The organism is Hydrogenophaga sp. RWCD_12, assembly GCF_046604225.1.
Classification (GTDB): domain Bacteria; phylum Pseudomonadota; class Gammaproteobacteria; order Burkholderiales; family Burkholderiaceae_C; genus Hydrogenophaga.
Window position 1 is genome coordinate 310,171 of record NZ_JBKIXC010000005.1, and the last position, 24,552, is coordinate 334,722.

Below are 24,552 nucleotides of genomic sequence, written 5' to 3' on the forward strand. Positions count from 1 at the left end.
CTTTAGGACTTCGAGGACCCTGCATGAAACTGGAACTGCCTGCCGAAAAACGCCTGGTGCACGAAGTCGTCGTCCCCATCCGCTGGGGCGACATGGACGCCATGGGCCATGTCAACAACACGATCTACTTCCGCTACATGGAGATCGCCCGGCTGGACTGGTTCTTCGGGATGGGCCTGCCGGCCGATCCCCAGGGCGAAGGTCCGGTGATCGTCAACGCCTTCTGCAACTTCATCCGCCAGTTCGAGTTCCCTGGCGATGTGCTGGTGCGCACCTATGTTGGCACGATGGGCAAGACCTCGTTCGACACCTTCCACGAGATGCTGCGCACCGACGACCCGAAGACGGTCTACGCCAATGGCGGTGCCACCATCGTCTGGGTCAACTTCCCTCAGCAGAAGTCGGTGCCAATGTCGGAGCACGCCCGGGCACTCATCGAAGGCGCCGGGCACCCTCCGTTGCTGGGACGCTGATTTGGCTCATTTCTGTTTGGGGACGCGCCCCATCAGATAGAACTCGGGGTTGGGCATCATCCCGCTGAAGCTGGCCATGCGGTTGGACAGGCCGAAGAAGGCGGTGATGGCCGCAATGTCCCAGGCGTCTTCGTCGTTGAAGCCGTGGGCGGCGAGCGCCTCGAAGTCGGCGTCGTCGATTTCGTGCGAGGCCAGGCAAACCTTCATCGCGAAGTCGAGCATGGCGCGCTGGCGCGGCGGAATGTCGGCCTTGCGGTGGTTCACCGCGACCTGATCGGCCACCAGCGGCTTCTTTTCATAGATGCGCAGGATCGCGCCGTGCGCCACCACGCAGTACAGGCAATGGTTGGCGGCGCTGGTGGCGGTCACGATCATTTCGCGCTCGCCCTTGGTCAGGCCAGAGCTGCGACCGGCCGTCTCCGGGGTCATCAAGGCGTCGTGGTAGGCAAAAAACGCGCGCCATTCGGCGGGCCGACGCGCCAGCGCCAGGAACACGTTGGGCACGAAGCCTGCTTTCTCCTGCACCTCCAGAATCTTCGCCTTCAGGTCATCCGGCAGGGTGTTCAGATCGGGCAGGGGATAGCGTGTCGCGTCGGTCATGTTGGTCTCCGTTCAGGTTCTGGATATGGGGCCAGCTTATCCTCCGCCGTGAATCCGACACTGACACCTGGGGAACAAATCATGCAAGACGAGCAATACCACCGAGGCCTGAAAACCCGCCGCGACGTGATGGGCGACGAATTTGTCGACCGGGCCCTGGCCGGCACCACCCCTTTCACCCAGCCGATCCAGGACCACATTTCCCGGGCCGCCTGGGGCGATGTCTGGCAGCGGGAAGGCCTGGACCGCAAGACGCGCAGCCTGATCACCGTTGCGATGCTGACCGCGCTTGGCAAGCAGCACGAGCTCAAGGGCCATGTGCGCGGCGCCCTCAACAACGGCGCCACGGTCGAGGAGATCCAGGAAGTTCTGTTGCACGCCGCCATCTACTGCGGCATCCCGACGGCCGTCGAAGCCTTCCGGACGGCCGCCGAGGTGGTCGCGTCAACAAGCCCCTGAAATCGTTCATCGAACCAAAACCGGTTTGATGAATATCACTGTATTCAAAAATTTGAACATCGTTTAATAAATTGGAGAGTTCCATGCACAAATCCGTCCGTTCAATCCAGCGCCGTTCGTTCTCGGCACTCGTCGCCGTTGCCTTTGGCGGCATGGCGTTCACCGCGCACGCACAGACATCAACCACCAAAATGCTGGTCGGTTTTCCGCCTGGCGGTGGCACCGATGCCATCGCCCGCATCCTGGCCGAGCGGCTGCAGGCCGACCTGGGCAACCCGGTGGTGGTGGACAACAAGCCGGGCGCCGGTGGCCAGCTGGCGGCGCAGGCCCTGAAGGCGGCGGCGCCCGACGGCCACACCCTGTTCCTCAGCCACGACCACACCATCACCATCCTGCCGATGGTGGTGAAGAGCCCGGGCTATGACTCGGCCAAGGACTTCGTGCCGGTGGCCGGCTTCGCCACCTTCGTGAACGCCATCGCGGTGTCGGGCGGCACGCCGGTGCAGGGCTACAAAGCCTACATCGACTGGGTCCGACAGCAAGGCGGCAAAGGCTCGGTCGGCATTCCGGCACCGGCCTCGGTGCCGCAGTTCCTGGTGCAGGAAATCGCCAAGAAGAATGGACTGGATCTGGTGGCCGCACCGTACCGGGGCAGCGCGCCCATGATGGCCGACATGCTGGGCAACCAGATCGCGGCCGGCGTCGCCTCGATTCCCGACTTCATCGAGAACCACAAGGCCGGCAAGCTGCGCGTGGTTGCCGTCATGGGCACCCAGCGCCAGGCCGCCATGCCCGAGGTGCCCACATTCGCCGAGCTGGGCCTCTCCGGCTTCGAGGAAGTCCCGTACTACGGCGTGTTCGCCCCGGCCGGCACACCCAAGGCCACTCTGGACAAGCTGGGCGCCGCGATCCAGAAGGCCATCGCCGTGCCGGAAGTGAAGGACAAGCTGACCGCCATGGGCCTGAGCGTGGGATACATGACCGGCGAACAGCTGGCGGCCCGAGAGCGTGCCTATTCCAGGGTCTGGGCGAAGATCATCAAGGACAGCGGCTTCCAGCCGCAGTGATCTGACTAGCTGCCGGCGATCAGCCGGTGGACCAGATCAGGCGTGCTGTGCGCCTGGTACTTGCGCATCAGCCGCGCGCGGTGGATCTCCACGGTGCGGTGGCTGATGCCCAGCTGCTTGCCGATTTCCTTGCTGGTCAGGCCGTCCATCAGGCAGGCGGCGACCTCGCGTTCCCGGGGCGTCAGCGCCGCGCCCACCGGCCGGCGCGCGCTCAGGTCTTCGAAGCTCCAGATGCCCGCCGCGTGCGGGTCGGCCGGGTCCAGCGCGCGCCCGGTCACGTGGCACCAGAAGGTTTCGCCCTTGAAGCGGCCATCCACCCGCTGCATGATGCGTTCGTCGGCGTAAGTGCCGCCGCGGCCCAGGATGGGCACGATGCGCGCGCCGGTGCGTTCGTACTCGTCGGCGCTGGGGTAGAGGATGCGGAAGCTCTGACCCACCAACTGGTCGCGCGTCGCACCGAACATCTCGCACAGGGCCTGGTTGCAGTCCACCATTGTGCGCTTGCGCGACAGCGCGAGGCCCACCGGGGCCAGGTCAAAGGCGAGGCGGTAGTCGATCTGGTCCATTGCGGTGTGCGGGTTAGTCTCTAGGTCAAACTACGTATGTGGATACGTAGTATCGTGCAGCCACTCGATTTCTCGATCCCTGTTTGTTCAACCACTGGAGTCTTTTCACGTGAACAAGATTTATCCCAGCGCGGCCGAAGCCCTCAAGGGCGTGGTGGCCGACGGCCAGCTGATTGCGGTCGGCGGTTTCGGCCTCTGCGGCATTCCCGAGGCCCTGATCGACGCCCTGCGCGATTCGGGCGTCAAGAACCTGACCGCCATTTCCAACAACGCCGGCGTGGACGATTTCGGTCTGGGCAAGCTGCTGCAGACGCGCCAGATCAAGAAAATGATCTCGTCGTACGTGGGCGAAAACAAGGAGTTCGAGCGCCAGTACCTGGCCGGCGAGCTCGAACTGGACTTCACGCCGCAAGGCACGCTGGCCGAGAAACTTCGCGCCGGCGGTGCCGGCATCCCGGCCTTCTTCACCAAGACCGGCGTCGGGACCCTGGTGGCCGAAGGCAAGGAACTGCGCGAGTTCGGTGGCGAAACCTATGTGATGGAACACGCACTGTTCCCCGAGGTGGCGCTGGTCAAGGCCGACGTGGCCGACAAGTCGGGCAACCTGCGCTTCAACCTCACTGCGCGCAACTTCAACCCGGCCGCCGCCATGGCCGGCAAGATCTGCATTGTCGAAGTCGAGCGCATCGTCGCCACCGGCGAGATCGCGCCGGACGACGTGCATCTGCCCGGCATCTACGTGCACCGCATCGTGCACAACCCCACGCCCGAGAAGCGCATCGAGAAGCGCACCACCCGCGACCGCAAGTAAGGAGCACGACATGCCTTGGACCCAAGACCAGATGGCCGCGCGCGCGGCGCAGGAACTGCAGGACGGTTTCTATGTGAATCTCGGCATCGGCATCCCGACGCTGGTGGCCAACCATGTGCCCGACCACGTCGAGGTGTGGCTGCAGAGCGAGAACGGCATGCTGGGCATCGGCCCCTTCCCCTACGAGGACGAGGTGGACGCCGACCTGATCAACGCCGGCAAGCAGACGGTGACCACGCTCAAGGGCTCGGCCATCTTCGGCAGCCATGAGAGCTTCGCCATGATCCGTGGCGGCAAGATCAACCTGTCCATCCTGGGCGCCATGCAGGTCACGGCCGAGGGCGACCTGGCCAACTGGATGATCCCCGGCAAGATGGTCAAGGGCATGGGCGGCGCCATGGACCTGGTGGCTGGCGTCAAGCGCGTGATCGTGCTGATGGAGCACGTGGCCAAGAAGAAGGACGGTACCGAAGACCTGAAGATCCTGCCCCAATGCACGCTGCCGCTGACCGGCAAGGGCGTGGTCGATCGCATCATCACCGACCTGGGCGTGATGGACGTGACGCCCGAAGGCCTGAAGCTGGTGGAGCTGGCCGATGGCGTGACGCGCGAGTTCATCCAGAGCAAGACCGGGGTGCCGCTGGTGTGATGCGGGAGCCTCTCGGCGGGGCTCGGCGTGCAGCCCTTTGGTAGTCATTCCGACGGGCGGTATGTATCAAAGTGTTTACTTTTTCACGGGCCAACACGTATACTAAAGTAGTTGGTTGTGCGTTAGTTAACACTATTTAGGAGTACCACATGCGCGTCCTGAGCAACGAAGAAATGGGTGAAGTTGGTGGTGGTTGGTTCTGGTGCTGGTGGGGTTACCGCACCAGCTGCACGCCCACGACGACCACTTGCAACCCGAAGCCGACCTGCGATCCCAAGCCGGTGTGTGACCCCAAGCCGACCTGTGATCCGAAGCCGAGCTGCGGGGGCACCACCCCGAACGAGCCGCCGCAGGTTCCCTGACCGGACCTCCCGGTCGACAGGCCAGAAAAAAGCACCCTCGGGTGCTTTTTTTGTTTTGTGTCTCAGGTCTCGGGAGATTCAGAGGCCAGCACGCCCGGCCGCCAGTCCGAGCTGGGTGCGGGCTGTGAGTTGGTCGACCAGAGAGGCCACCCGCTGACGGCGCGCCTCGGCCAGGGCCGACTGGGCGTTCAGCAGCTCCAGCACCGATCCCACGCCCGCCTTGTAACGCCCCTGGGCCACCCGGTAGGTGCCGCTGGCAGACACCAGCAGCCGCTCGCTGGCCAGCAGACTCTGGCGGCTGGTCAACAGTGCCTGATGGGCCTGCCAGAGTTGGCTGTCCACGTCGCGTCGTGCGGTCTCCAGTTCGGATTCTTTCGCGCTTTTCTGCGCGACTACCTGGGCCTGCTGTGCCGAAGACTCGCGGCCGTTGAACAGCGGAATGGATGCGATCACCGCCGCGTTGGCCGTCGGAATGTTGCCGTTGCCGGCTGCGCCCCAGTTGCGCGAACTGCCGCCGCTCGCGCTGACAGTGACCGAACCGCGCGCCTGCGCCTGCAGGGCTTCCAGCCTGGCCTGCAGTGCATCCACCTGGGCCTGGGCGGCCCGCAGTTTTGGGTGCTGGCTGCGCGCTTCCCGGCGCAGTGTCGCCAGGTCCGGCAACTCCTTGCCGGGGCGGGTCCATGCGGTCCACTCGGCCAGCCGCAGCGGTTGTTCCACATCGCCGCCGAGCGCCAGCGCCATCTTGCCGCGTGCACTTTCCCAGCTGCTCTGCGCGCGCACCCGCTCCAGCGTGGCCTGGGCCAGCGCGGTCTGTGCCTGCAGGCGGTCGATCTGGCTGCCGACCTGGGCTTCGTAGCGGGCCTGTGCGGCCGCCGCGGTCTGGTTGGCGGTGGCTTCGGCCTCGATGGTCGCGTCCAGCGCGGCGGACGCGACCACCGCTTCGCCATACAGGCGCGTCACTTCGCGCACCGATTCGAGCAGGGTGTTGCCCTGGCTGGCCATTGCGGCGGCGAGTCCGAAACGTGCTTCACGCAGGCCGGCGCTGCGCTGACCGAAGTCGAACAGTGCCCAAGAGAGACCGACCGACGCACCGAGCGTTCGGCCGGAGTTGCCCGACGAGTTGAAGTTGCGCGCGCTGCTGTATTCGACGTTGGCGTTCCAGCTGGGCCAGAACGCAACTTCACCCAGTTCGACATTGGCGGACTGGGCGGTGACCTCTGCGATGGCTTGGCGCAGGGTGGGGCTCTTGCAGAGCGTGAGCGCCAGCGCGTCGCCCAGCGTCAACCGCTCCCAGGGTGGGCTCTGCGCGGCGCCACAGGCATCGCTGCCGGGTTGCCAGCGCTCGGCCTGCAAGGCCCAGTGGCCGGTGGCCTCGGGCTCATGCGGAACCACGACCGGCGGCTGGGCCAGCATCGGCGAGAGGCGCAGTGGCTTTTCGGCCGGTTGCGCCTGTGCGGTCACCGCCAGCAGCGCGAGCGCGAGGGCCACGGCGGTGCGGACAAGGGGAATGGCGGGTTGCGTCATGCGGCGCTCTTGCAGTTCAGGCCCGGCGCGACCGTTCGGCCACCCGGGCGAAATAGGCCTCGGGCGTGCCGTCAAAGGCGACACTGCCGCCTTGCATCTCGACCACACGCTGCGCCGAGCGCAGGGTTTCCGGACGGTGGGCGATGACGATGCGCGTGACCGGCAGGCCGGCGATGGCCTGGTTCACCTGCGCCTCCGACTCCAGGTCGAGATGGCTGGTCGCTTCGTCGAGGATCAGCAGACGGGGGCGCTTGTAGAGCGCACGGGCCAGCAGAAGGCGCTGCTTCTGGCCACCCGAAAGGACCGTGCCCATGTCGCCAATCAGTGTCTGGTAGCCCATCGGCATGGCTTCGATGTCGCTGTGCAGCGCGGCCATGCTGGCGCATTCGACCATCCAGTTGAAATCGGGCTGCGCATCGAAGAAACAGATGTTGTCGGCAATCGAGCCGGCGAACAGGCTGTCGTCCTGCATTACTGTCGCCACGCCCTGGCGCCAGCGTTCGATGCCGATCTGCGCCAGCGGCACGCCATCGGCCTGGATCTGACCCTCCAGCGGGGCGTAGGTGCCCAGCAGCAGGTTGATCAGCGTGGTCTTGCCGCAGCCGGAGCGGCCGGTGATCGCGACCACCTCGCCCGGCTGGATGTCCAGCGACAGGCCATCGAGCACCCAGGGCGCCTGGTCGGCGTAGCGGTAGCGCAGCTTATCCAGCTTCAGCGCCGGGCCTTGTCCCTGGTCCGCCGCCGCGGTCAGGTCGCGCGCGCCCAGCCGCTGGGCCTGCGGCATCGCGGGCGTGAGCACCAGATCCGCCAGCCGCTCGGCGTGCAGGCGCAGCATCTTCAGGTCGATGGCCTTGTCGATCAGCGCCGTGACACGGGTGTCGAACTGGCCGCGGTAGGCCAAAAATGCCATCAGCATGCCGACCGTGAGTTCGGTCGCCAGGATCTGGCGTGCGCCCAGCCAGACGATTAGCACCATGAAGCCGCCGCTGAGCAGGCCACGCAGCAGCCGGTAGAAGATCTGCAGCTTCTGCACCTTCAGGTGCGCATTGGTCGCGTTGACCAGCAGGGTCTGCCAGGCGCCCTGGCGCTGGTTCTGCCGACCAAACAGCTGGATCGCGCGCATGCCGCGGATGGTCTCGAGGAAGTGGGTTGACTGGGTCGCGTCGCGCACCAGCGTCTCTTCCGAGGCCGCGTAGAGCGGGCGGTACCAGAGCAGCCGCATCGCCAGGTACAGCGCCACCGCAATCAGCGACACCACCGCCAGCGTCGGGCTGTAGATGAACATCAGCACCAGGGTCAAGATCACCAGCAGGCCGTCGAACAGCGCCTCGACAAAGGCGGCAGTGAGCGTGCGCTGGATTTCGTCGACCGATCCGGCGCGCGAGACCACATCGCCCAGGTGCCGGTTCTGGAAGTACGACAGCGGCAGCCGCGTCATGTGCGCGAACACATTGGCCTTCCACTGCAGGCCCACCGAGGTGTTGATCACCATCAGTAGCCAGGAGCGCAGAAGCGACACCGCCTGCTGGATCAACATCAGCAGTCCGAAACCCAGCGCCAGGGTGGTCAGCAGCTGCGTGTCGCGCGCGACCACGACATGGTCCAGCACCCATTGCATGAACAGCGGCGAGACCAGGCCAAAGACCTCCAGCGCCAGCGACAGCAGCAAGACCTGTGACAGCGAGGGCCAGAAACCGGACACCTGGCCGATCAGCTGCGTCAGCCGCACGCGGGTTTTCTCCTCCTTGGGCGCAAAGCCCGGGTTGGGCCAGACCTCCAGCGCCACGCCGGTGAAATGGCGCGAAGTTTCTTCGAAGCTCAGCCGCCGTTCGCCGAAGGCCGGGTCGTGCACCACGACGTGACCGGCCGAGACAGACTTGAGCACGACGAAGTGGTTGAGGTCCCAGTGCAGGATGGCTGGCAGGCGCAGTTGGGACAGCTCGTCCAGTTCGAGCCGCAGGCCGCGCGTGCCCAACTGTTCGCGCTGGGCGATGTCGGTCAGCGTGGCCAGCGTGACGCCGGTCAGCGAGACGGTGTGGCGCGCGCGCAGTGCGGCCAGGTCGGTGGCCGAGCCATGCTGGTTGAGCACCATCGCCAGACAGGCCAGGCCACACTCGGCCGCTTCGGTCTGCAGGATCACGGGCAGCGTGCGGCCCAGGCCGAAGGACAGCCGGTCGGTCCAGCCGGCGTTGTTCAGGGGAGGGCTGGTGCTCATGGTTCGATCCGGCGGGTCACGCTGAACAGGGGTTCGAGCATCCACTCGTAGAGCTTGCGGCGTTCCTGGAGGATGTCGGCCTCCAGCTGCATGCCAGCCTGCAGGGGGCGCAGCTCGCCGTTGGCGGCGATGGTGCCGGCCTTGAGCTTGACCTGGATGGCAAACACCGGCTCGCCCGCAGGCAGGCCAGTGGCGGGCAGACCGGCGAGTTCGCCCGGGTTCACGGCCGACGTCGACACGGTTTCCACGGTGCCTTCCTTCTGGCCGAACTTCTGGTACGGAAAGGCCTGGTAGCGCAACAGCACCTGGTCGCCGGGGCGCACGAAGCCGATGCTGCTGCTGGGCGCGTACAGCCGCCCCTGCAGCTCGCCGGTGGTGGGCACCAGCGTGGCCAGGGCCTGGTTCACGTCGACGGTCTGTCCGACTTCGGACACCACCAGGGTGGCGCGGCCGGCTTCGGGGGCGGTGATCACGACGCGGCGGCGGGATTCGACCTCGGTCAGCTGCTGGTCGGTGCTGGAGACGTCGCGTTCGAGTTGGGCCAGCTGGTTGGCGTTGCGCAGCTTGGTCGCTGCAATGTCCTGCTGCACCTGTCCGAGCTCGCGCTGCACGCCCAGTGCGTCGCGCTCCAGACCGCGCAAGCGCGAGCGCTGCTCGGTCAGGTCGATGTCTTTCTGCACCAGCTCTTCGCGAGCGATGTAGTCCTGGTCGGCCAGGCTCTGGTAGCGCTTGCGGGTGTCTTCCGCGATCGACAACCGGGTCTTCTGTTGTTCGATCTGGGCAGCAATGGCGGCGGACTCGCCGCGCAGCGTATCGGAGCGGCGCTGCAGGTTGGCCAGTTCGTCGTCCTGCACCTTGCGCGAGCGTTCGATTTCCTGCTCCAGCGATCCTTTGCGGGCGCCGACCTGGCGCGCGATGTCGGCCTGCAGTTCGCGTGCGCCGTCGCCCTGGCGGTCGCTGGTCAGTACATAGAGGACGTCGCCCTTCTTCACCACCTGGCCGTCGGCGACCCGTTTCTCGAGCACCACGCCGGCCTGCGGTGTGTGCACCCGGATCAGGCCGCCGGCGGGCATTAGCTGGCCGGTCACCGTGACGCGCCGGGTGTGGCTGCCGAAGACGAGGAAAAGGATCACGGCCAGCGCCAGCGCCGCAGCGACCAGGCTCAGCCAGAGCATCGAGATGCGGGGCGTCAGGACGATCTGGCCCAGCAGCTGCGTGCGTTGCGCAGCCAGGGCCTCATCCCTGAACAGCCGCTGGGGAGGCGGGGAAGGGGGTGTCATCGCGGGGTGGGGTCCGAGCGCGCGTCGGTCACACGCTGATACAAAAGTTCGACACAGTGTATCGGCATTCCCCGGCCGTCCTGCAAAACAAAAGGGCCCCGAAGGGCCCTTGGCAAACTGGAGCGGGTGAAGGGAATCGAACCCTCGTATGAAGCTTGGGAAGCTGCCGTTCTGCCATTGAACTACACCCGCAGAGCGCCGTAGTTTACTTGAGCACGTCGCCCACGCAGATGTACTTGACCTCGACGTAGTCGTCCATGCCGTAGTGCGAGCCTTCGCGGCCCAGGCCCGACTGCTTCACGCCGCCAAAGGGCACGTGCTCGGTCGCCAGGATGCCGACGTTCACGCCGACCATGCCGTACTCCAGCGCTTCGCTCACGCGGGTGATGCGGCCGATGTCGCGGCTGTAGAAGTAGCTGGCCAGGCCGAACTCGGTGTTGTTCGCCGCGTCGATGGCTTCCTGTTCGGTCTTGAATTTGAACACCGGCGCGAATGGGCCGAAGGTTTCTTCCTTGGCACACAGCATGTCGGCGGTCGCATCCGCCACCACGGTGGGTTCGAAAAACTGTCCGTCCAGGCGCTTGCCGCCCACCAGCACTCGGCCACCCTTGGCCTGTGCGTCGGCGACGTGGCGTTCGACCTTCTGCAGCGCCGCTTCCTCGATCAGCGGCCCCTGGTTCACGCCGTCCTCGAAGCCGTTGCCGACCTTGGCGGTCTTGACCTTGGCGGCGAACTTCTCGACGAAGGCGTCGTACACGCCTTCCTGCACATACAGACGGTTGGAGCAGACACAGGTCTGGCCGGCGTTGCGGTACTTGCTGGCGAAGGCACCTTCAACCGCAGAGTCGATGTCGGCGTCGTCGAACACGATAAAGGGCGCGTTGCCGCCCAGTTCCAGCGACATCTTCTTGACCGTCGGCGCGCTCTGCGCCATCAGGATGCGGCCGACTTCGGTGGAGCCGGTGAAGCTGATGTGGCGCACCACGTCGGAGGCGCACAGCACCTTGCCCACGGCGATGGAGTTTTGGTCGTCGGCGGTGAGGATGTTGAGCACGCCGGCCGGGATGCCGGCGCGGATCGCCAGTTCGGCGGCGGCCAAAGCGGTCAGTGGCGTGAGTTCGGCCGGCTTGATGACGACCGGGCAACCGGCGGCCAGCGCGGGCGCGACCTTGCGCGTGATCATGGCCAGCGGGAAGTTCCACGGCGTGATGGCCGCGCAGACACCGATGGGCTGCTTGAGGATCATCAGGCGGCGGTTGTTGTCGAACTGGGGCAGGGTCTCGCCGTTGACGCGCTTGGCTTCTTCGGCAAACCACTCGACGAAGCTGGCGCCATAGGCCACTTCACCTTTGGCCTCGGCCAGCGGCTTGCCCTGTTCGGCCGTCATCAGGCGGCCCAGGTCGTCCTGATTCGCCATCAGCAGGTCGAACCACTTGCGCAGGATGATGCTGCGCTCTTTGGCGGTCTTGTTCTTCCAGCCGGCCCAGGCGGCGTTCGCGGCAGCAATGGCTTTCTCGGCATCGGCCGGGCCAAGGTTGGCCACGTCGGCGAGCTTGAGGCCCGTGGCCGGGTCGAGCACGTCAAAGCGGCTGGCGCCCTGGACCCATTCGCCGTTGATCAGGCCGTCGGTCTTGAGCAGGGTGGGGTCCTTGAGCAGGGCCAGGGGGGAAGTCTTCATGTCCATGTTCGTCTCCTTGAAAGCGATGGAAGAGATTTTATTTAACTTATTAAACAATTGCAGCCAGAGGGTGATGTGGCACCCCCGGCCGGCCGGGAACTGGATCGGGATTCACTTCAGCAGGTCGGCCAGCTTCTTCTCGATCGCTGCTCCGTTGGCCACCCAGAACGAGGGGCTGAAGGCCAGCGAGCGCCGCAGATTGCCGGGTGCCGAGGGCAGGTCGCTGGGCGCCATCGACAGATCGATCAGGTGCTTGTCGTCGGGCGCGCGCTTGCGGCCGGTGTCATAGGCCAGGATCGCGTTGTAGTTGGTCGGTCCGTAGGTGATCTCGCGCGAGAAGGCCAGCTGTGCCGGGTCGGAGGTCGCGAAGTTCACGAAGGCGCGGGCCTGATCGGCGCGCGGCGAACCTTTGACGATGGCCCAGTAGTCCAGGTCGTAGATGGCATCGTTCCATGCGATGGTCAAACCGCTGGCGCCATCGGCCACGGCGGCAGAGATGCGGCCGTTGTAGGCCGTGCTCATGACCCACTCTCCGTTGGCCAGGGCCTTGGGCGGCTGCGAGCCGGACTCCCACCAGACGATGTGCGGTTTGAGCTGCTGCAGCTTGTTGAGCGCGCGCTGCACACCGGCCTCGGTGCCCAACAGGGCGTAGACGTCGCGGCGGTGCACGCCGTCGGCCATCAGTGCGAATTCGAGGTTGTAGCGGGCGCCCTTGCGCATGCCGCGCTTGCCGGGAAACTTCTTGACGTCCCAGAAATCGGCCCAGCTGCCTGGCGCCGTCTTGAGCTTCTCGCTGTTGTAGGCCATCACGGTCGACCAGACGAAGGCGCCGACGCCGCAGGCCTGCACGCTGCCGGGCATGAGCATCGACGCGTTCTTGAGCTGGGCTTTGTCGAAGGGCTCGAACAGGCCTTCCTTGCAGCCGGTGGTCAGCTCCGACGACTCCACCTCGACCACGTCCCAGGTGGGCTTCTTCGCCTGCACCATCTTGCGCACCGCGCCGAGGTCACCGTCGTACTCCACCCCCTGGGCCGCCGCGTTCGTCTCACGCGCGAAAGGCTTGAGGAATGCGACCTCCTGGGCCTTGCCGTTGGCACCACCGAAATTGGCGACCACCAGCGGCGCTGTCTGGGCAGAGGCCAGGACGGGGAGAGCGAGAGCCAGCAGGAAAAGACGTTGTGATGGCATGGGTTGGGGGCTCAGCGCATTTCGATTTCCACGAACACGACTTCGTGTTCCGTGGGGTTGATCACGTTGTGTTCCACGCCCACATGGCGGGTGTAGGACTGGCCCGGGGTCAGCGGCGACGTGCGGTTGCCCTCGGGCGTCTCCAGCAGCAATTCGCCACCGGTCATGGGCACGACCACGTAGTCGTGCGCATGGCGGTGCCAGCCGGTTTCGGCGCCCGGTGCGAAACGCCATTCGGTGACGATCACGCGCTCGTTGTCGATCTGCACGGTGGGGACGGCTTGGGGTCGGTTCATGGGGAAAGTCTCGGGATCAGCGGTAGGCCACGCCGGGCAACACGCACAACATTTCAAACAGCAGATTGGCGCCCAGCAGCGCGGTGTTGCCGCTCGTGTCGTAGGCGGGCGAGACTTCGACCAGGTCGCAGCCGACCAGGTTCAGGCCGCGGCAGCCACGCACGATTTCCAGCGCCTGCGGCACGTTCAGGCCGCCGATCTCGGGCGTGCCGGTGCCGCCGGCGTAGGCCGGATCGATGCCGTCGATGTCGAAGCTGAGATACGTGGGCGTGTCGGGGCCAATCTTGTTGCGGATGTCGGCCATCAGTGGCGCCAGGGATTGCCACCAGACCTCGTGCGCCGGCACGATGGTGAAGCCTTGCTGACGTGGCCAGTCGAAGTCTTCGGCCGAATAGCCGCTGCCGCGCAGGCCGATCTGCCAGACCTTGTCGCCGATCAGCAGGCCTTCTTCGACGGCGCGGCGGAAGGGCGTGCCGTGCGCGATGCGTTCACCGAACATGTCGGGGTTCACGTCGGCGTGCGCGTCCACATGGATCAGCGCCACCGGGCCGTGTTTGGCCTTCATCGCGCGCAGGATAGGCAGGGCAACAGTGTGGTCGCCGCCCAGCGTGAGCGGGATGCAGCCGGCGTCGAGGATGGGGCGGTAGTGCTGCTCGATGATGTCGACCGACTTGAGCAGGTTGTAGGTGTTGATCGGCACGTCGCCCAGGTCGGCCACCTGCAATGCGTCGAACGGCGCGGCACCGGTCGCCATGTTGTAGGGGCGGATCAGGCACGACTCCGCGCGGATCTGGCGCGGGCCGAAGCGGGCGCCGGGGCGGTGGCTGGTGCCGATGTCCAGCGGGATGCCGATGAAGCCGGCGTTCAGGCCGGCGGCCGAGGTCGCCACGGGCAGCCGCATCATGCTCGCGATGCCGCCGAAGCGCGGCATCTCGTTGCCGCCCAGCGGCTGGTTGAACACGGAGGGTTCGCTCATGACTTCAGGTGCGTGGCTTGCTCAACTGGAAGTCCAGATGCGCTTTGACTGAGGGCCATTCGCTGGCCACGATGCTGTACACACAGGTGTCGCGCAGCGCGCCGGGCGCATCGGGGTGCCGGTTGATCTGGTGCGAGCGCAGCACGCCGTCGAGTTTGGCGCCCAGGCGTTCGATCCCCTTGCGACTCTGGTGGTTGAACCAGTGGGTGCGGAACTCGACCGCGATGCAGTCCAGCGTCTCGAAGGCGTGGCCCAGCAGCAGGCGTTTGCACTCGGTGTTGAGCGGCGTGCGCTGCACCGCGTGGCGGTACCAGGTGGAGCCGATCTCGACGCGTCGGTTGGCTGCGTCGATGTTCATGTAGGTCGTCATGCCCACGGCTTGGCCGCTGGTGTCGAGCACGGCGAAAGGCAACATGCTGCCGGCCTGCTGCAGGCCCAGGCGGCGCTGGATCTCGGCCGCCATGCCTTCGGGCGTCGGGATGGCGGTGTACCAGAGCTTCCAGAGTTCACCGTCGCGCACCGCCTCGACCAGGTCGTCGTGGTGGGCAGCGGCTAGGGGAACGAGGCTGGCGTGCTGGCCGCGCAACGTTGTGTCTTGTGTGAAGTGCATGGAAGCCACTCTGGCTCACTTCCTGCGACCGCGCAGCCATTCCAGCGTCAGCATCAGGGCGGTGGTGAACAGGATCAGCAGCGTGGCGACGGCAGCGATGGTTGGCGAGATGTTTTCGCGGATGCCAGTGAACATCTGGCGCGGCAGGGTGACTTGCTCGGGGCCTGCGAGGAACAGCGTCACGACCACTTCGTCGAACGAGGTCGCGAAAGCGAACAGGGCGCCGGAGATCACGCCCGGTGCGATCACCGGGAGCGTGACGCGGAAGAACGTCTCCAGCGGGCTCGCGCCCAGGCTCAGGCTGGCCTTGACCAGGTTCTGATTGAAGCTCTGCAGCGTGGCCAGCACGGTGGTCACAACAAACGGCGCGCCCAGGGCTGCGTGCACCAGAATCAGGCCCAGGTAGGAGTCGTTCAGTCCCCAGCGCGCAAAGTACAGGTAGGTCGAGACACCGACCACGACGATGGGCACGACCATGGGCGCGATCAGCAGACCCGTGATGAAGCTCTTGCCGAAGAACTTGGTGTGGGCCAGGCCCATGGCGGCCAGTGTGCCCAGCGTGGTGGCCAGCAGCGTGGCCAGCGGCGCAACGATGAAGCTGTTGCGGGTGGCGCGCGACCAGTCGTCGGACGCGAACATCTCGCGGTACCACTTCAGCGACCAGCCTTCGATGGGGTAGGCCAGGAACGAACTGTCGCTGAATGACAGCGGGATGATGACCACCACCGGCAGCAGCAGGAAGACCAGCACGGCGATGCCGCCGCCGCGCAGGGCGAACCAGCCCAGTTTGTCGAGCAGGGTGTAGTAGGCAGGAAAGTCGGGGAGCTTGAACATCGTGGTTTCCTGATCAGCCCAGGCTCAGCTCGGCTTTCGAGACCTTGCGGTAGATGGCGTAGAGAACGAGGGTTGCGGTCAGCAGCACGCCACCCAGCGCACAGGCCATGCCCCAGTTCACTTCCACGTTGGTGTATTGCGCCACGTAGTAGCTCAACATCTGGTCGCCCGCGCCACCCAGCAGCGCAGGCGTCACGTAGTAGCCGATGCTGGTGATGAAGACCAGCAGGCCGCCAGCGGCGACGCCCGGGTAGGTCTGCGGCAGGTAGACGCGCACGAAGGCGGCAAACGGTGCGCTGCCCAGCGAGATCGCGGCACGCAGGTAGTTCGGCGGCACCGACTTCATGACGCTGTACAGCGGCAGGATGGCGAATGGCAGCAGGATGTGCACCATCGCGATGATCACGCCCACGCGGTTGAACAGCAGCGGAATCGGCGTGTCGGTGATGCCCAGCCAGATGAAGAAGCGGTTGATCAGGCCGTTGTTCTGCAGCAGCACGATCCAGGCGGCGATGCGCACCAGCACCGAGGTCCAGAACGGCAGCAGCACGAGGATCAGCAACATGTTGGCCTTGCGCTCCGAAAGCGTCGAGAGCCAGTAGGCCAGCGGATAGGCCAGCAGCAGGCAGAAGAAGGTGACCACCGCGCTCATCTGGAAGGTGCGGCCCAGGATGTCGCTGAAGGCGGCTTCGTCGGCGGGGACCTTGATGATCTCGCCCTGTGGCGTGCGCTTGAGGTCAACCGCGGCCAGCAGGTAGTCGGGGGTCCAGCGCGAGCTGTTCTTGGCGATCGCCTGCCAGTAGGGCAGTTCTTCCCAGCGCGCATCGGTTTCGAGGAGCTTGGTCCGGGCCTGCTCCGACGTCAGGTCCTTGGAGATCTCTTCCGACTGAAGGGCACGGTAGGTGCCCATGATCAGCGAGCGCCCGCCGGGCACTTCGCTGTTGAGGCGCCGCGCCAGCACGCCGGCTTGCGCGGTCTCCTTGATGCCCGAAAGGTCGGACATCACCGCCGCATAGGCGGCGGTGGGGGGCGGGCTGTTGCGGTCCCAGCCGGCAAGCGCCTGTCCCGTCTGGGGCAGGACGTCGGCGACTTCGGGATTCTCAACCGCCCGCACCAGCAATGACGCCAGCGGAACCAGGAAAAACACGACCAGGAAGGCCAGCAACGGCAGCGTGAGCGCCACCGCGCGCTGTTTGCGCCGACGTTCGGCACGACGCAGCTGCGTGGCCAGGTCCAGGGTTCCGCCGGCCATCATCATTGCGCTGCCCAGGCCGAGAAGCGCTTCTCCAGGGCTTCACCCTGGTCAGCCCAGAAGGCGATGCCGAACTGCAGTGCGTCCTTGCTGTTGGCAGCAGACGTCGGCAGCAGACCCAGCACCTTGGCGTCCAGCTTGGCCAGCGCCTTGTTGTTGGTCGGGCCGTAGCTGATGTTCTTGGCGTATTCGGCCTGCGCCTCTGGCGAGCTGGCGGCAGCGATGAACTTCACGGCAGCGTCCTTGTTGGGCGTGCCCTTCGGGATCACCCAGTAGTCCAGGTCATAGATGCCACCGGTCCAGGTGATCTTCAGGTTCTTGCCTTCGCGCTGGGCGGCGTCGATGCGGCCGTTGTAGGCCGTGGTCATGGTCACGTCACCGGCGACCAGGAACTGGGGCGGCTGCGCGCCGGCTTCCCACCACTGGATGTTCGGCTTGAGTTCGGTCATTTTCTTGAACGCGCGCTCGGCACCTTCCTTGGTGGCCAGCACCTTGTAGACGTCGGCGGGCTTGACGCCGTCGGCCATCAGGGCGAATTCGAGGTTGTAGCGGGCGCCCTTGCGCATGCCGCGCTTGCCCGGGAATTTCTTGGTGTCCCAGAAATCGGCCCAGGTCACCGGAGCGTCCTTGAGCTTGTCGCCGTTGTAGGCCATCACGGTGGACCACACGAAGGTGCCCACGCCGCACTCGTGCACGGCAGCTTTCTGGAAGTCGGCCTTGTTGCCGACCTTGGCCCAGTCGATCTTCTCGAACAGGCCTTCGTCGCAGCCGCGGGCCACGTCAGGGCTTTCCACTTCGACCACGTCCCAGGTGACCTTCTTGGTCTCGACCATGGCCTTGATCTTGGCCTGTTCGCCGTTGTATTCGACGGCGGTGATCTTGCCGCCGGCCTTTTCGAAGGGCTCGAAGTAAGACTTCTTCTGCGCGGCGCCGTTGGCACCACCGAAGTTGACCACGGTCAGGTTCTGGGCCATGGCGGGCAGGGCCACGAGGGCAGCCACGGCAATCAGCACGGGTTTCAGTTTCATCTGGAGGGTCTCCATGGGTTGAGGAACAGGGGAACGGGAATCAATGTGGTGTGGATGCGCGCAGCGTCACTTGTACACGCGCAGATGCAAAGCCGGCAGGTGCAGGTGCACCGTCTGGCCAGCCTGCATGTGGCCCAGGTGCTGCAGCGGCACCTTGACGCTCATCTCGGGCTGCTCCGGCACCAGGCAGCGCAGGCGCAGATGGTCGCCGAAATAGATCACGTCGGTGATGGTCGCAGCCACGCGGTTGCCACCGCTGTGGTTCTCGTCGACCACGGCGATGCGCTCGGGCCGCACGCTGCACTGCACGGCGTCACCGACCTGAGCGTGGTTGACGTTGACACCTTTGAGGTGCGTGCCGTCGGCCAGTTGCACTTCGCAGGTCTCGCCATCGTTGTGGATCACGCGCGCATCGAGCACCGAGTTGTCGCCCACGAAGCCGGCGACAAAACGGTTGGCCGGGGTTTCGTAGAGGCGATCGACCTGGTCGATCTGCTGGATCACGCCTTCGTTGAACACCGCCACGCGGTCGGACATGGTCAGCGCTTCCGACTGGTCGTGCGTCACGTAGACGAAGGTCACGCCCAGGCTGCGGTGCAGGGCCTTGAGCTCAATCTGCATGTGCTCGCGCAGCTGTTTGTCCAGCGCGCCCAGCGGCTCGTCCATCAGCACCAGCTGCGGATCGAACACCAGCGCACGGGCCAGGGCCACGCGCTGCTGCTGGCCACCCGACATCTGCGAGGGATAACGTTGTCCCATGTGCCCCATCTGCACCATGTCGAGCGCGCGCTTGACCTTGGTGTCGATGTCGTTCTTGTCGAGCTTGCGCACCGTCAGCGGGTAGGCGATGTTGTCGGCCACCGTCATGTGCGGGAACAGCGCGTAGTTCTGAAACACCATGCCGAAATTGCGCTTGTGCGGCGGTGTGCGCGTGATCGGCACACCATTGAGCGCGATCTCGCCCGAGGTCGGTGATTCGAAGCCTGCGAGCATCATCAGCGTGGTGGTCTTGCCCGAGCCCGAGGGGCCCAGCAGCGAGAGAAATTCCCCCTTCTGGATCTCGAGGTTGAGGTCGCGCACCACCAGGGTGTGCCCGTCGTAGGTTTTCTGCACACCGGTGAAGGTGACAAGTGCGGAAGGGGAGGTCATGAACGCTTGTCTGTCTGAAGAGTTGTCGTTGTGGGGCGAATCATGTGGAGGTATGCAACCACCGTGCCTGGTGTGCGTTCAACACCGGTGGCGGCAGATCGGCCACCGGGCGCTGACCGTCGAACAGCATGGGGTTGGCGACCATGGGCGGCGTTTGCGCGTCCTGCGGTTGTAGCGTCAAACCACGCGCGGCGACATGCGGATGATCCATGACTTGAGCAATGTCAAGGATCGGCGCGCAGGGTACGCCCGCCTGGTCGAGCTGCTGCACCCATTCGGCGGTGTCCTTCTGCATCGTCCAGCCTGTGATCAGCGGCACCAGCGTGGCACGGTGTTCGACCCGCGAAGGGTTGGTCGAGAAGCGCGCGTCGCGCGAGACCGCAGGATATCCGGCGGCGTCGCAGAACTTCGCGAACTGTCCGTCGTTGCCCACCGCTAGCACCATGTGGCCATCGCGCGTGGGGAACACCTGGTAGGGCACGATGTTCGGGTGCGCATTGCCCATGCGGGTCGGGGTCTTGTTGCCGATCAGCTGGTTGCTGGCCTGGTTGGCGAGCATCGCGACCTGCACGTCGAACAGCGCCGCATCGATCACGCGCCCCTTGCCGGTGCGCGCGCGCTCATGCAGTGCGGCGAGGATGGCCGTGGTCGCGTAGACACCGGTCATCAGGTCGGTCACGGCGACGCCGACTTTCTGTGGTTCTTCACCCTTGTTGCCGGTGATGCTCATCAGGCCGCCTTCGGCCTGGATCGCGAAGTCGTAACCGGCCTTGTGGGCCAGTGGACCGTTCTGCCCGTAGCCGGTGATCGAGCAGTAGATCAGGCGCGGGTTGATGGCTTGCAGGCTGGCGGCGTCGAGGCCGTACTTGGCCAGTTGCCCGACCTTGTAGTTCTCGATCAGGATGTCGGCTTCGCGCGCCAGTTCGCGCACGGTCTGGATGCCCTCGGCGGTGGCGATGTCGATCGCGACCGAGCGCTTGCCGCGGTTGGCGCAGACGAAATACGCAGCGACCTTCTGATCGCCTTCGCCCCACCACGGCGGACCCCAAGCGCGGGTGTCGTCACCGGCGCCCGGGCGCTCGACCTTGAGCACTTCAGCGCCGTAGTCGGCCAGCAGCTGACCGGCCCAGGGGCCGGCCAGCACGCGCGAAAGATCGAGCACGCGCACGCCCGCGAGCGGGCGGGGAGGCTGGGGGTTCATTGGGCCGCAGCGGCCAGGGACGCGGCCATGATGTCCAGGCCTTCGTCGAGCAGGGCGTCGCTGGCCACCAGCGGCACCAGCACACGAATCACGTTGGCGTACACACCGCAGCTCAGCAGGATCAGGCCACGCTTCTGCGCCTCGGCCACCATGCGCTTGGTCAGGTCGGCGTCGGGCTGGTGCGGGTCGCCGTTCTTGCACAGCTCGATCGCCACCATGGCGCCCAGGCCGCGCACTTCGGCGATGCAGTTTGTCTGTGCCTGCAGCGCCTTGAGGCGGGTGGTCAGACGCTCACCGACGGCACGGCTGCGCGCCAGCAGGTTTTCCTTTTCGAAGGTGTCGATCACTGCCAGCGCCGACGCGCAGGCCAGCGGGTTGCCGGCGTAGGTGCCGCCCAGGCCGCCCACAGCCGCAGCGTCCATGATTTCGGCCTTGCCGATCACCGCCGACAGCGGCATGCCGCCGGCCAGCGACTTGGCCATGGTGATGACGTCGGGTGCCACGCCCCACTGCTCGCAGGCCAGCCAGGTGCCGGTGCGGCCGGCGCCGGTCTGCACTTCGTCGGCGATCAGCAGGATGCCGTGCTGGTCGCACAGGGCGCGCAGACGTTGGGCGAAAGCGGGCGACGCGGCGTAGAAGCCGCCTTCACCTTGCACCGGCTCCAGGATGATGGCGGCCACGCGTGCGGCTTCCACGTCGTACTTGAACAGGGCTTCCACCGATGCGATGGCGTCGTCTTCGCTCACGCCGTGCAGCGGGTTCGGGAACTTGGCGTGGAACACCTCGGCCGGGAAGGGACCGAAGCCGGCTTTGTAGGGGGCGACCTTGCCGGTCAGTGCCATGCCCATCATGGTGCGGCCGTGGAAGCCGCCACCAAAGGCGATGACGGCCGAGCGCTTGGTGTAGGCGCGGGCCACCTTGACCGCGTTTTCCACCGCTTCGGCGCCGGTGGTCAGGAAGAAGCTCTTTTTGGCGAAGTTGCCTGGCGCCATGGCGTTGAGCTTTTCGGCCAGTTCCACGTAGGACTCATAGGCCAGCACCTGGAAGCAGGTGTGGGTGAAGCGCTCGAGCTGGTCGGCCACGGCCTTGACCAGTGCCGGGTGGCGGTGACCGGTGTTGAGCACCGCGATGCCGCCAGCGAAGTCGATGTAGCGACGGCCTTCCACGTCCCAGACTTCGGCGCCTTCGGCGCGGTCGGCAAAGATCTCGAAGCCCTGGCCCAGCCCGTTGGGCAGGGCGGCACGGCGACGGGCCATCAGGGCGGCGTTGGTGAAATGAGGTTCGCGTTGCATGCACTGGCTCCGATCAGGAAGAAGTTTCAGACTGGGGCGGACTGTAGGGCGTGGGGGCGGGGGCTAACATATACAGACACCGGCCATACAGCGAAGCACTGTGCAGCCAGCCGGACCAGTACACATTTACCCTAATCCCTGCCGATGTTCACCCTCAACCCCAAGAGCACGACCGCGCTGGTGGTGCAGATCGTCGAGGGCTTTCGCGAGCTGATCCAGAGCGGCAACCTGCGTCCCGGGTCCAAGGCGCCGTCAATCCGCCAGTTCGCCCATGCCCACGGCGTGAGCGTCTATACCGTCGTCGACGCCTACGACCGCCTGGTCGCGCTGGGCTATTTCGTCTCTCGCCCGCATTCGGGCTTCTTCGTGCGCAAGCGCGAAGGCACCACGGCCCAGGCGCCCGGGGCGGCCGCGTCGGAGACGGCGAACTACAACTTCGATTCCATGTGGTACCTGCGCCGGGTGTTCGAGGCGCGGGCACTGCGCATGAAGCCGGGTTGTGGCTGGCTGCCGGGCGACTGGCTGTTCGAGGAAGGGCTGCGGCGCAGCCTGCGCACGCTGGCGGGTGAAAACGTCGATCTGGGTGGCTACGGCGAGCCCAAGGGCTTTGCGCCGCTGCGCCAGCTGGTGCGCGACCTTCTGGCGGAGCAGGAGATCGCGGTCAGCGCCGACCAGGTGTTGCTGACCCAGGGGTCGAGCCAGGCCATGGACCTGGTGGCGCGTCGCCTGGTGCGGCCGGGCGATGCGGTGCTGGTCGACGACCCGGGCTATCCGAACATGCTGTTCTCGCTGCGCTTCCTGGGCGCGAAGCTGATCGGCGTGCCGCGCACGCCCGACGGCTACGACCTGCAGGCGCTCGAAGCCCTGGTGCAGCAGCACAAGCCCAAGGTGTTCTTCACCCAGCCGCGGCTGCAGAGCCCGACCGGCTCGGTCGCCAACCTGGCGCATCTGCACCGGGTCGTGCTGCTGGCCGAGCAGCACCAGTTCACCGTGGTCGAAAACGACATCTACGCCGATCTGGACCCCGAGCCGCGCCCCTCGCTGGCCAGCCTGGACCAGCTGCAGCGGGTCGTCTACATCAGCAGTTTTTCCAAGACCATTTCACCCAACATCCGCGTCGGCTTCATGGCGGCGCCGCCCGACCTGCTGGAGGACTTTGCCCAGCTCAAGATGATCTCGGGCCTCACCTCATCGGAGTTCAGCGAACGGCTGGCCTACGGCGCGCTGGTCGACGGGCGCTGGCGCAAGCACCTGCGCGGCCTGCGTGAGCGGCTGGCGCAGGCGCACCAGCGTGTGGCCCAGCAGCTGGAGAACCTTGGCTTCGAGCTGTTCTGCGAACCGAAGGCCGGCATGTTCCTCTGGGCGCGCCACCCCGAGATCCCCAACGCCACCGAACTGGCCTACCAGGCGGCAGAGCAAGACATCCTGCTCGGCCCCGGCCATCTCTTCGACCCCGAGCTGCAGCCCAGCCCCTGGTTCCGCTTCAACGTGGCCTTCACCGAAGAGCCGCAGGTGCTGGCCTTCCTGAAGGGGCAGAGCAAGGGCTGAGAAGGCCTCCAGGGGTGCTTCTCAGTGCTTGACCATGATGTGTCGGGCGCAGCTGTAGTCTTCCAGCGCGTAGACCGACATGTCCTTCCCATAGCCCGAGTGCTTCATGCCGCCGTGCGGCATTTCGGACACCAGCATGAAGTGGGTGTTGACCCAGGTGCAGCCGTACTGCAGGCGTGAGGCGATGTTCATCGCTGTGCCCAGATTGCTGGACCAGACCGAGCTGGAGAGCCCGTATTCCGAATCGTTGGCCCAGGCCACGGCCTGTTCCGCGTCTTTCACGCGGGTGATCGACACCACCGGACCGAACACTTCGCTGCGCACGATTTCGTCTTCCTGCAGGGCACCAGCGATGACCGTGGGTTTGTAGAAGAAACCCTTGTTGCCGGCGGTAGCGCCACCGGCCGTGACCTCGGTATGGGCCAGCTGGGCCGCGCGGTCGACGAAGCTGGCGACGCGGTCGCGCTGGCGGGCCGAGATCAGCGGGCCCATCTCGACGCCGGGTTCCTGCTGGCTGCCCACCTTGATCGAGGAGACGGCGCTGCTCAGGTCGGCCACCAGTTTTTCGTAGATGCCTTCCGTGGCGTAGACGCGGCAGGCGGCGGTGCAGTCCTGGCCCGCGTTGTAGTAGCCGAAGGTGCGCAGGCCTTCCACCACGCTGCCGAGGTCGGCGTCGTCCAGCACGATCACCGGCGCCTTGCCGCCGAGTTCGAGGTGGGTGCGCTTGATGCCGCGCGCGGCGGCTTCCATGATCTTGCTGCCGGTCGAGACGTCGCCGGTCAGCGAGGCCACGCGGATGCGCGGGTCGCGGATCAGGGGTGCGCCCACCGAGTCACCGCGGCCGCAGACGATGTTGACCACGCCCGGCGGCAGGATGCCGGCCAGCAGTTCGCCGAAGCGCAGCGTGGTCAGCGGTGTGTTTTCCGAAGGCTTGAGCACCACGGTGTTGCCCATGGCGATGGCCGGGCCGAGCTTCCAGGCCGCCATCATGAGCGGGTAGTTCCACGGCGCGATCGAGGCCACGACGCCCAGCGGGTCGCGCCGGATCATGCTGGTGTGGCCCGCCAGGTATTCGCCCGCCAGCGGCCCCGACAGGTTGCGGATGGCGCCGCCGAAGAAGCGGTAGACGTCGGCGATGGCGGGGATTTCGTCGTTGCGCGCGGCGGCCAGCGGCTTGCCGCAGTTCAGCGATTCCAGCATGGCGAGTTCATCGCCATGGGCTTCGATGGCGTCGGCGATCTTGAACAGGAAGGCGCTGCGGTCGCGTGGCGTGAGCGCGGCCCAGGCGGGGAAGGCGGCGCTGGCCGCGTCCACCGCCAGGCGCAGCTGGTCGGCGCTGGCCTCGCGCACCTCGCACAGCGGTTCGCCGGTGCAGGGGTTGAGGATGGACTCGGCGCGCCCTTCGCCGGCTACGCTTTGGCCATTGATCAGGAGCTGGGTGGTGAAGCGGGTGGCAGCCATGTGGAGATCCAGAGGTGGGTGGAAAGGAGCAGA

At 65.9% G+C, this 24,552-nt stretch carries 23 protein-coding genes and 1 tRNA gene; 6 read left to right on the forward strand and 18 right to left on the reverse strand.

Annotation, left to right across the window (positions count from 1 at the left end; translation table 11 throughout):
• Positions 1–23 precede the first annotated feature (23 nt).
• On the forward strand, positions 24–473 hold the full coding sequence (locus ACLIJ1_RS20045) for an acyl-CoA thioesterase (RefSeq protein ID WP_411367324.1): 450 nt from the start codon (positions 24–26) through the stop codon (positions 471–473).
• Between the two features lie 6 nt (positions 474–479).
• Here ACLIJ1_RS20045 and ACLIJ1_RS20050 read toward each other — a convergent pair whose 3' ends face one another.
• Positions 480–1,073: a peroxidase-related enzyme gene (locus ACLIJ1_RS20050; protein ID WP_411367325.1), complete on the reverse strand. Its 594-nt coding sequence runs from the start codon at positions 1,071–1,073 to the stop codon at positions 480–482.
• A gap of 81 nt (positions 1,074–1,154) precedes the next feature.
• On the opposite strand from ACLIJ1_RS20050, the gene pcaC reads away from it, so the two are divergent.
• Positions 1,155–1,532, forward strand: coding sequence for a 4-carboxymuconolactone decarboxylase (pcaC, locus tag ACLIJ1_RS20055; RefSeq protein WP_411367326.1), 378 nt, complete (start codon positions 1,155–1,157; stop codon positions 1,530–1,532).
• Between the two features lie 83 nt (positions 1,533–1,615).
• Positions 1,616–2,599 carry a Bug family tripartite tricarboxylate transporter substrate binding protein gene (locus ACLIJ1_RS20060; RefSeq protein WP_411367327.1) on the forward strand — a complete coding sequence of 328 codons (984 nt, stop codon included), beginning with the start codon at positions 1,616–1,618 and terminating at the stop codon, positions 2,597–2,599.
• A gap of 5 nt (positions 2,600–2,604) precedes the next feature.
• On the opposite strand, the gene ACLIJ1_RS20065 is transcribed toward ACLIJ1_RS20060, so the two are convergent.
• Complete coding sequence (locus ACLIJ1_RS20065) at positions 2,605–3,165, reverse strand: LuxR C-terminal-related transcriptional regulator (protein ID WP_411367328.1); 561 nt, start codon at positions 3,163–3,165, stop codon at positions 2,605–2,607.
• 109 nt (positions 3,166–3,274) lie between these two features.
• Here ACLIJ1_RS20065 and ACLIJ1_RS20070 point away from each other — a divergent pair, with 109 nt between their 5' ends.
• Positions 3,275–3,976: a CoA transferase subunit A gene (locus ACLIJ1_RS20070; protein ID WP_411367329.1), complete on the forward strand. Its 702-nt coding sequence runs from the start codon at positions 3,275–3,277 to the stop codon at positions 3,974–3,976.
• A gap of 10 nt (positions 3,977–3,986) precedes the next feature.
• Positions 3,987–4,625, forward strand: a complete 639-nt coding sequence (locus ACLIJ1_RS20075) for a CoA transferase subunit B (RefSeq protein ID WP_411367330.1) — start codon at positions 3,987–3,989, stop codon at positions 4,623–4,625.
• A gap of 440 nt (positions 4,626–5,065) precedes the next feature.
• Here the strand turns inward: ACLIJ1_RS20075 and ACLIJ1_RS20080 are convergent, their stop codons facing one another.
• The 15 genes from ACLIJ1_RS20080 to gabT all read right to left on the reverse strand — a co-directional run bounded on the left by ACLIJ1_RS20080 (position 5,066) and on the right by gabT (position 21,510).
• Positions 5,066–6,511, reverse strand: coding sequence for a TolC family protein (locus ACLIJ1_RS20080; protein ID WP_411367331.1), 1,446 nt, complete (start codon positions 6,509–6,511; stop codon positions 5,066–5,068).
• Between the two features lie 16 nt (positions 6,512–6,527).
• Entirely contained in the window at positions 6,528–8,726 is a 2,199-nt protein-coding gene (locus tag ACLIJ1_RS20085) for a peptidase domain-containing ABC transporter (protein WP_411367332.1), read from the reverse strand.
• Complete coding sequence (locus ACLIJ1_RS20090; protein WP_411367333.1) at positions 8,723–10,006, reverse strand: HlyD family secretion protein; 1,284 nt, start codon at positions 10,004–10,006, stop codon at positions 8,723–8,725. Before ACLIJ1_RS20090 ends, ACLIJ1_RS20085 begins: the two co-directional genes overlap by 4 nt.
• Before the next feature lie 118 nt (positions 10,007–10,124).
• A tRNA-Gly gene (locus tag ACLIJ1_RS20095) sits at positions 10,125–10,198 on the reverse strand.
• Positions 10,199–10,211: 13 nt separating this feature from the next.
• Positions 10,212–11,690 (reverse strand): NAD-dependent succinate-semialdehyde dehydrogenase, encoded by a 1,479-nt coding sequence (locus ACLIJ1_RS20100; RefSeq protein ID WP_411367334.1) that lies wholly within the window; start codon positions 11,688–11,690, stop codon positions 10,212–10,214.
• A 105-nt stretch (positions 11,691–11,795) separates the two neighbouring features.
• A complete protein-coding gene (locus tag ACLIJ1_RS20105; protein ID WP_411367335.1) occupies positions 11,796–12,872 on the reverse strand; it encodes an ABC transporter substrate-binding protein in 1,077 nt (358 codons plus the stop codon).
• Positions 12,873–12,883: 11 nt separating this feature from the next.
• On the reverse strand, positions 12,884–13,168 hold the full coding sequence (locus ACLIJ1_RS20110; RefSeq protein WP_411367336.1) for a cupin domain-containing protein: 285 nt from the start codon (positions 13,166–13,168) through the stop codon (positions 12,884–12,886).
• A gap of 16 nt (positions 13,169–13,184) precedes the next feature.
• Positions 13,185–14,144 (reverse strand): agmatinase, encoded by a 960-nt coding sequence (speB, locus tag ACLIJ1_RS20115; protein ID WP_411367337.1) that lies wholly within the window; start codon positions 14,142–14,144, stop codon positions 13,185–13,187.
• Between the two features lie 4 nt (positions 14,145–14,148).
• A complete protein-coding gene (locus ACLIJ1_RS20120; RefSeq protein ID WP_411367338.1) occupies positions 14,149–14,754 on the reverse strand; it encodes a GNAT family N-acetyltransferase in 606 nt (201 codons plus the stop codon).
• Between the two features lie 15 nt (positions 14,755–14,769).
• Complete coding sequence (locus ACLIJ1_RS20125; protein WP_411367339.1) at positions 14,770–15,588, reverse strand: ABC transporter permease; 819 nt, start codon at positions 15,586–15,588, stop codon at positions 14,770–14,772.
• 13 nt (positions 15,589–15,601) lie between these two features.
• Complete coding sequence (locus ACLIJ1_RS20130) at positions 15,602–16,843, reverse strand: ABC transporter permease (RefSeq protein WP_411367549.1); 1,242 nt, start codon at positions 16,841–16,843, stop codon at positions 15,602–15,604.
• A complete protein-coding gene (locus tag ACLIJ1_RS20135) occupies positions 16,843–17,868 on the reverse strand; it encodes an ABC transporter substrate-binding protein (protein ID WP_411367340.1) in 1,026 nt (341 codons plus the stop codon). The genes ACLIJ1_RS20130 and ACLIJ1_RS20135 overlap by 1 nt, the downstream gene beginning before the upstream one ends.
• Positions 17,869–17,934: 66 nt before the next feature.
• Positions 17,935–19,017 carry an ABC transporter ATP-binding protein gene (locus tag ACLIJ1_RS20140; RefSeq protein WP_411367341.1) on the reverse strand — a complete coding sequence of 361 codons (1,083 nt, stop codon included), beginning with the start codon at positions 19,015–19,017 and terminating at the stop codon, positions 17,935–17,937.
• A 40-nt stretch (positions 19,018–19,057) separates the two neighbouring features.
• Complete coding sequence (locus tag ACLIJ1_RS20145) at positions 19,058–20,218, reverse strand: CaiB/BaiF CoA transferase family protein (RefSeq protein WP_411367342.1); 1,161 nt, start codon at positions 20,216–20,218, stop codon at positions 19,058–19,060.
• Positions 20,215–21,510 carry a 4-aminobutyrate--2-oxoglutarate transaminase gene (gabT, locus tag ACLIJ1_RS20150; protein ID WP_411367343.1) on the reverse strand — a complete coding sequence of 432 codons (1,296 nt, stop codon included), beginning with the start codon at positions 21,508–21,510 and terminating at the stop codon, positions 20,215–20,217. The genes ACLIJ1_RS20145 and gabT overlap by 4 nt, the downstream gene beginning before the upstream one ends.
• 144 nt (positions 21,511–21,654) lie before the next feature.
• Between gabT and ACLIJ1_RS20155 the strand changes: the two genes are divergently transcribed.
• A complete protein-coding gene (locus ACLIJ1_RS20155) occupies positions 21,655–23,058 on the forward strand; it encodes a PLP-dependent aminotransferase family protein (RefSeq protein ID WP_411367344.1) in 1,404 nt (467 codons plus the stop codon).
• A 21-nt stretch (positions 23,059–23,079) separates the two neighbouring features.
• On the opposite strand, the gene ACLIJ1_RS20160 is transcribed toward ACLIJ1_RS20155, so the two are convergent.
• Positions 23,080–24,519: a gamma-aminobutyraldehyde dehydrogenase gene (locus ACLIJ1_RS20160; protein WP_411367345.1), complete on the reverse strand. Its 1,440-nt coding sequence runs from the start codon at positions 24,517–24,519 to the stop codon at positions 23,080–23,082.
• Positions 24,520–24,552 lie beyond the last annotated feature (33 nt).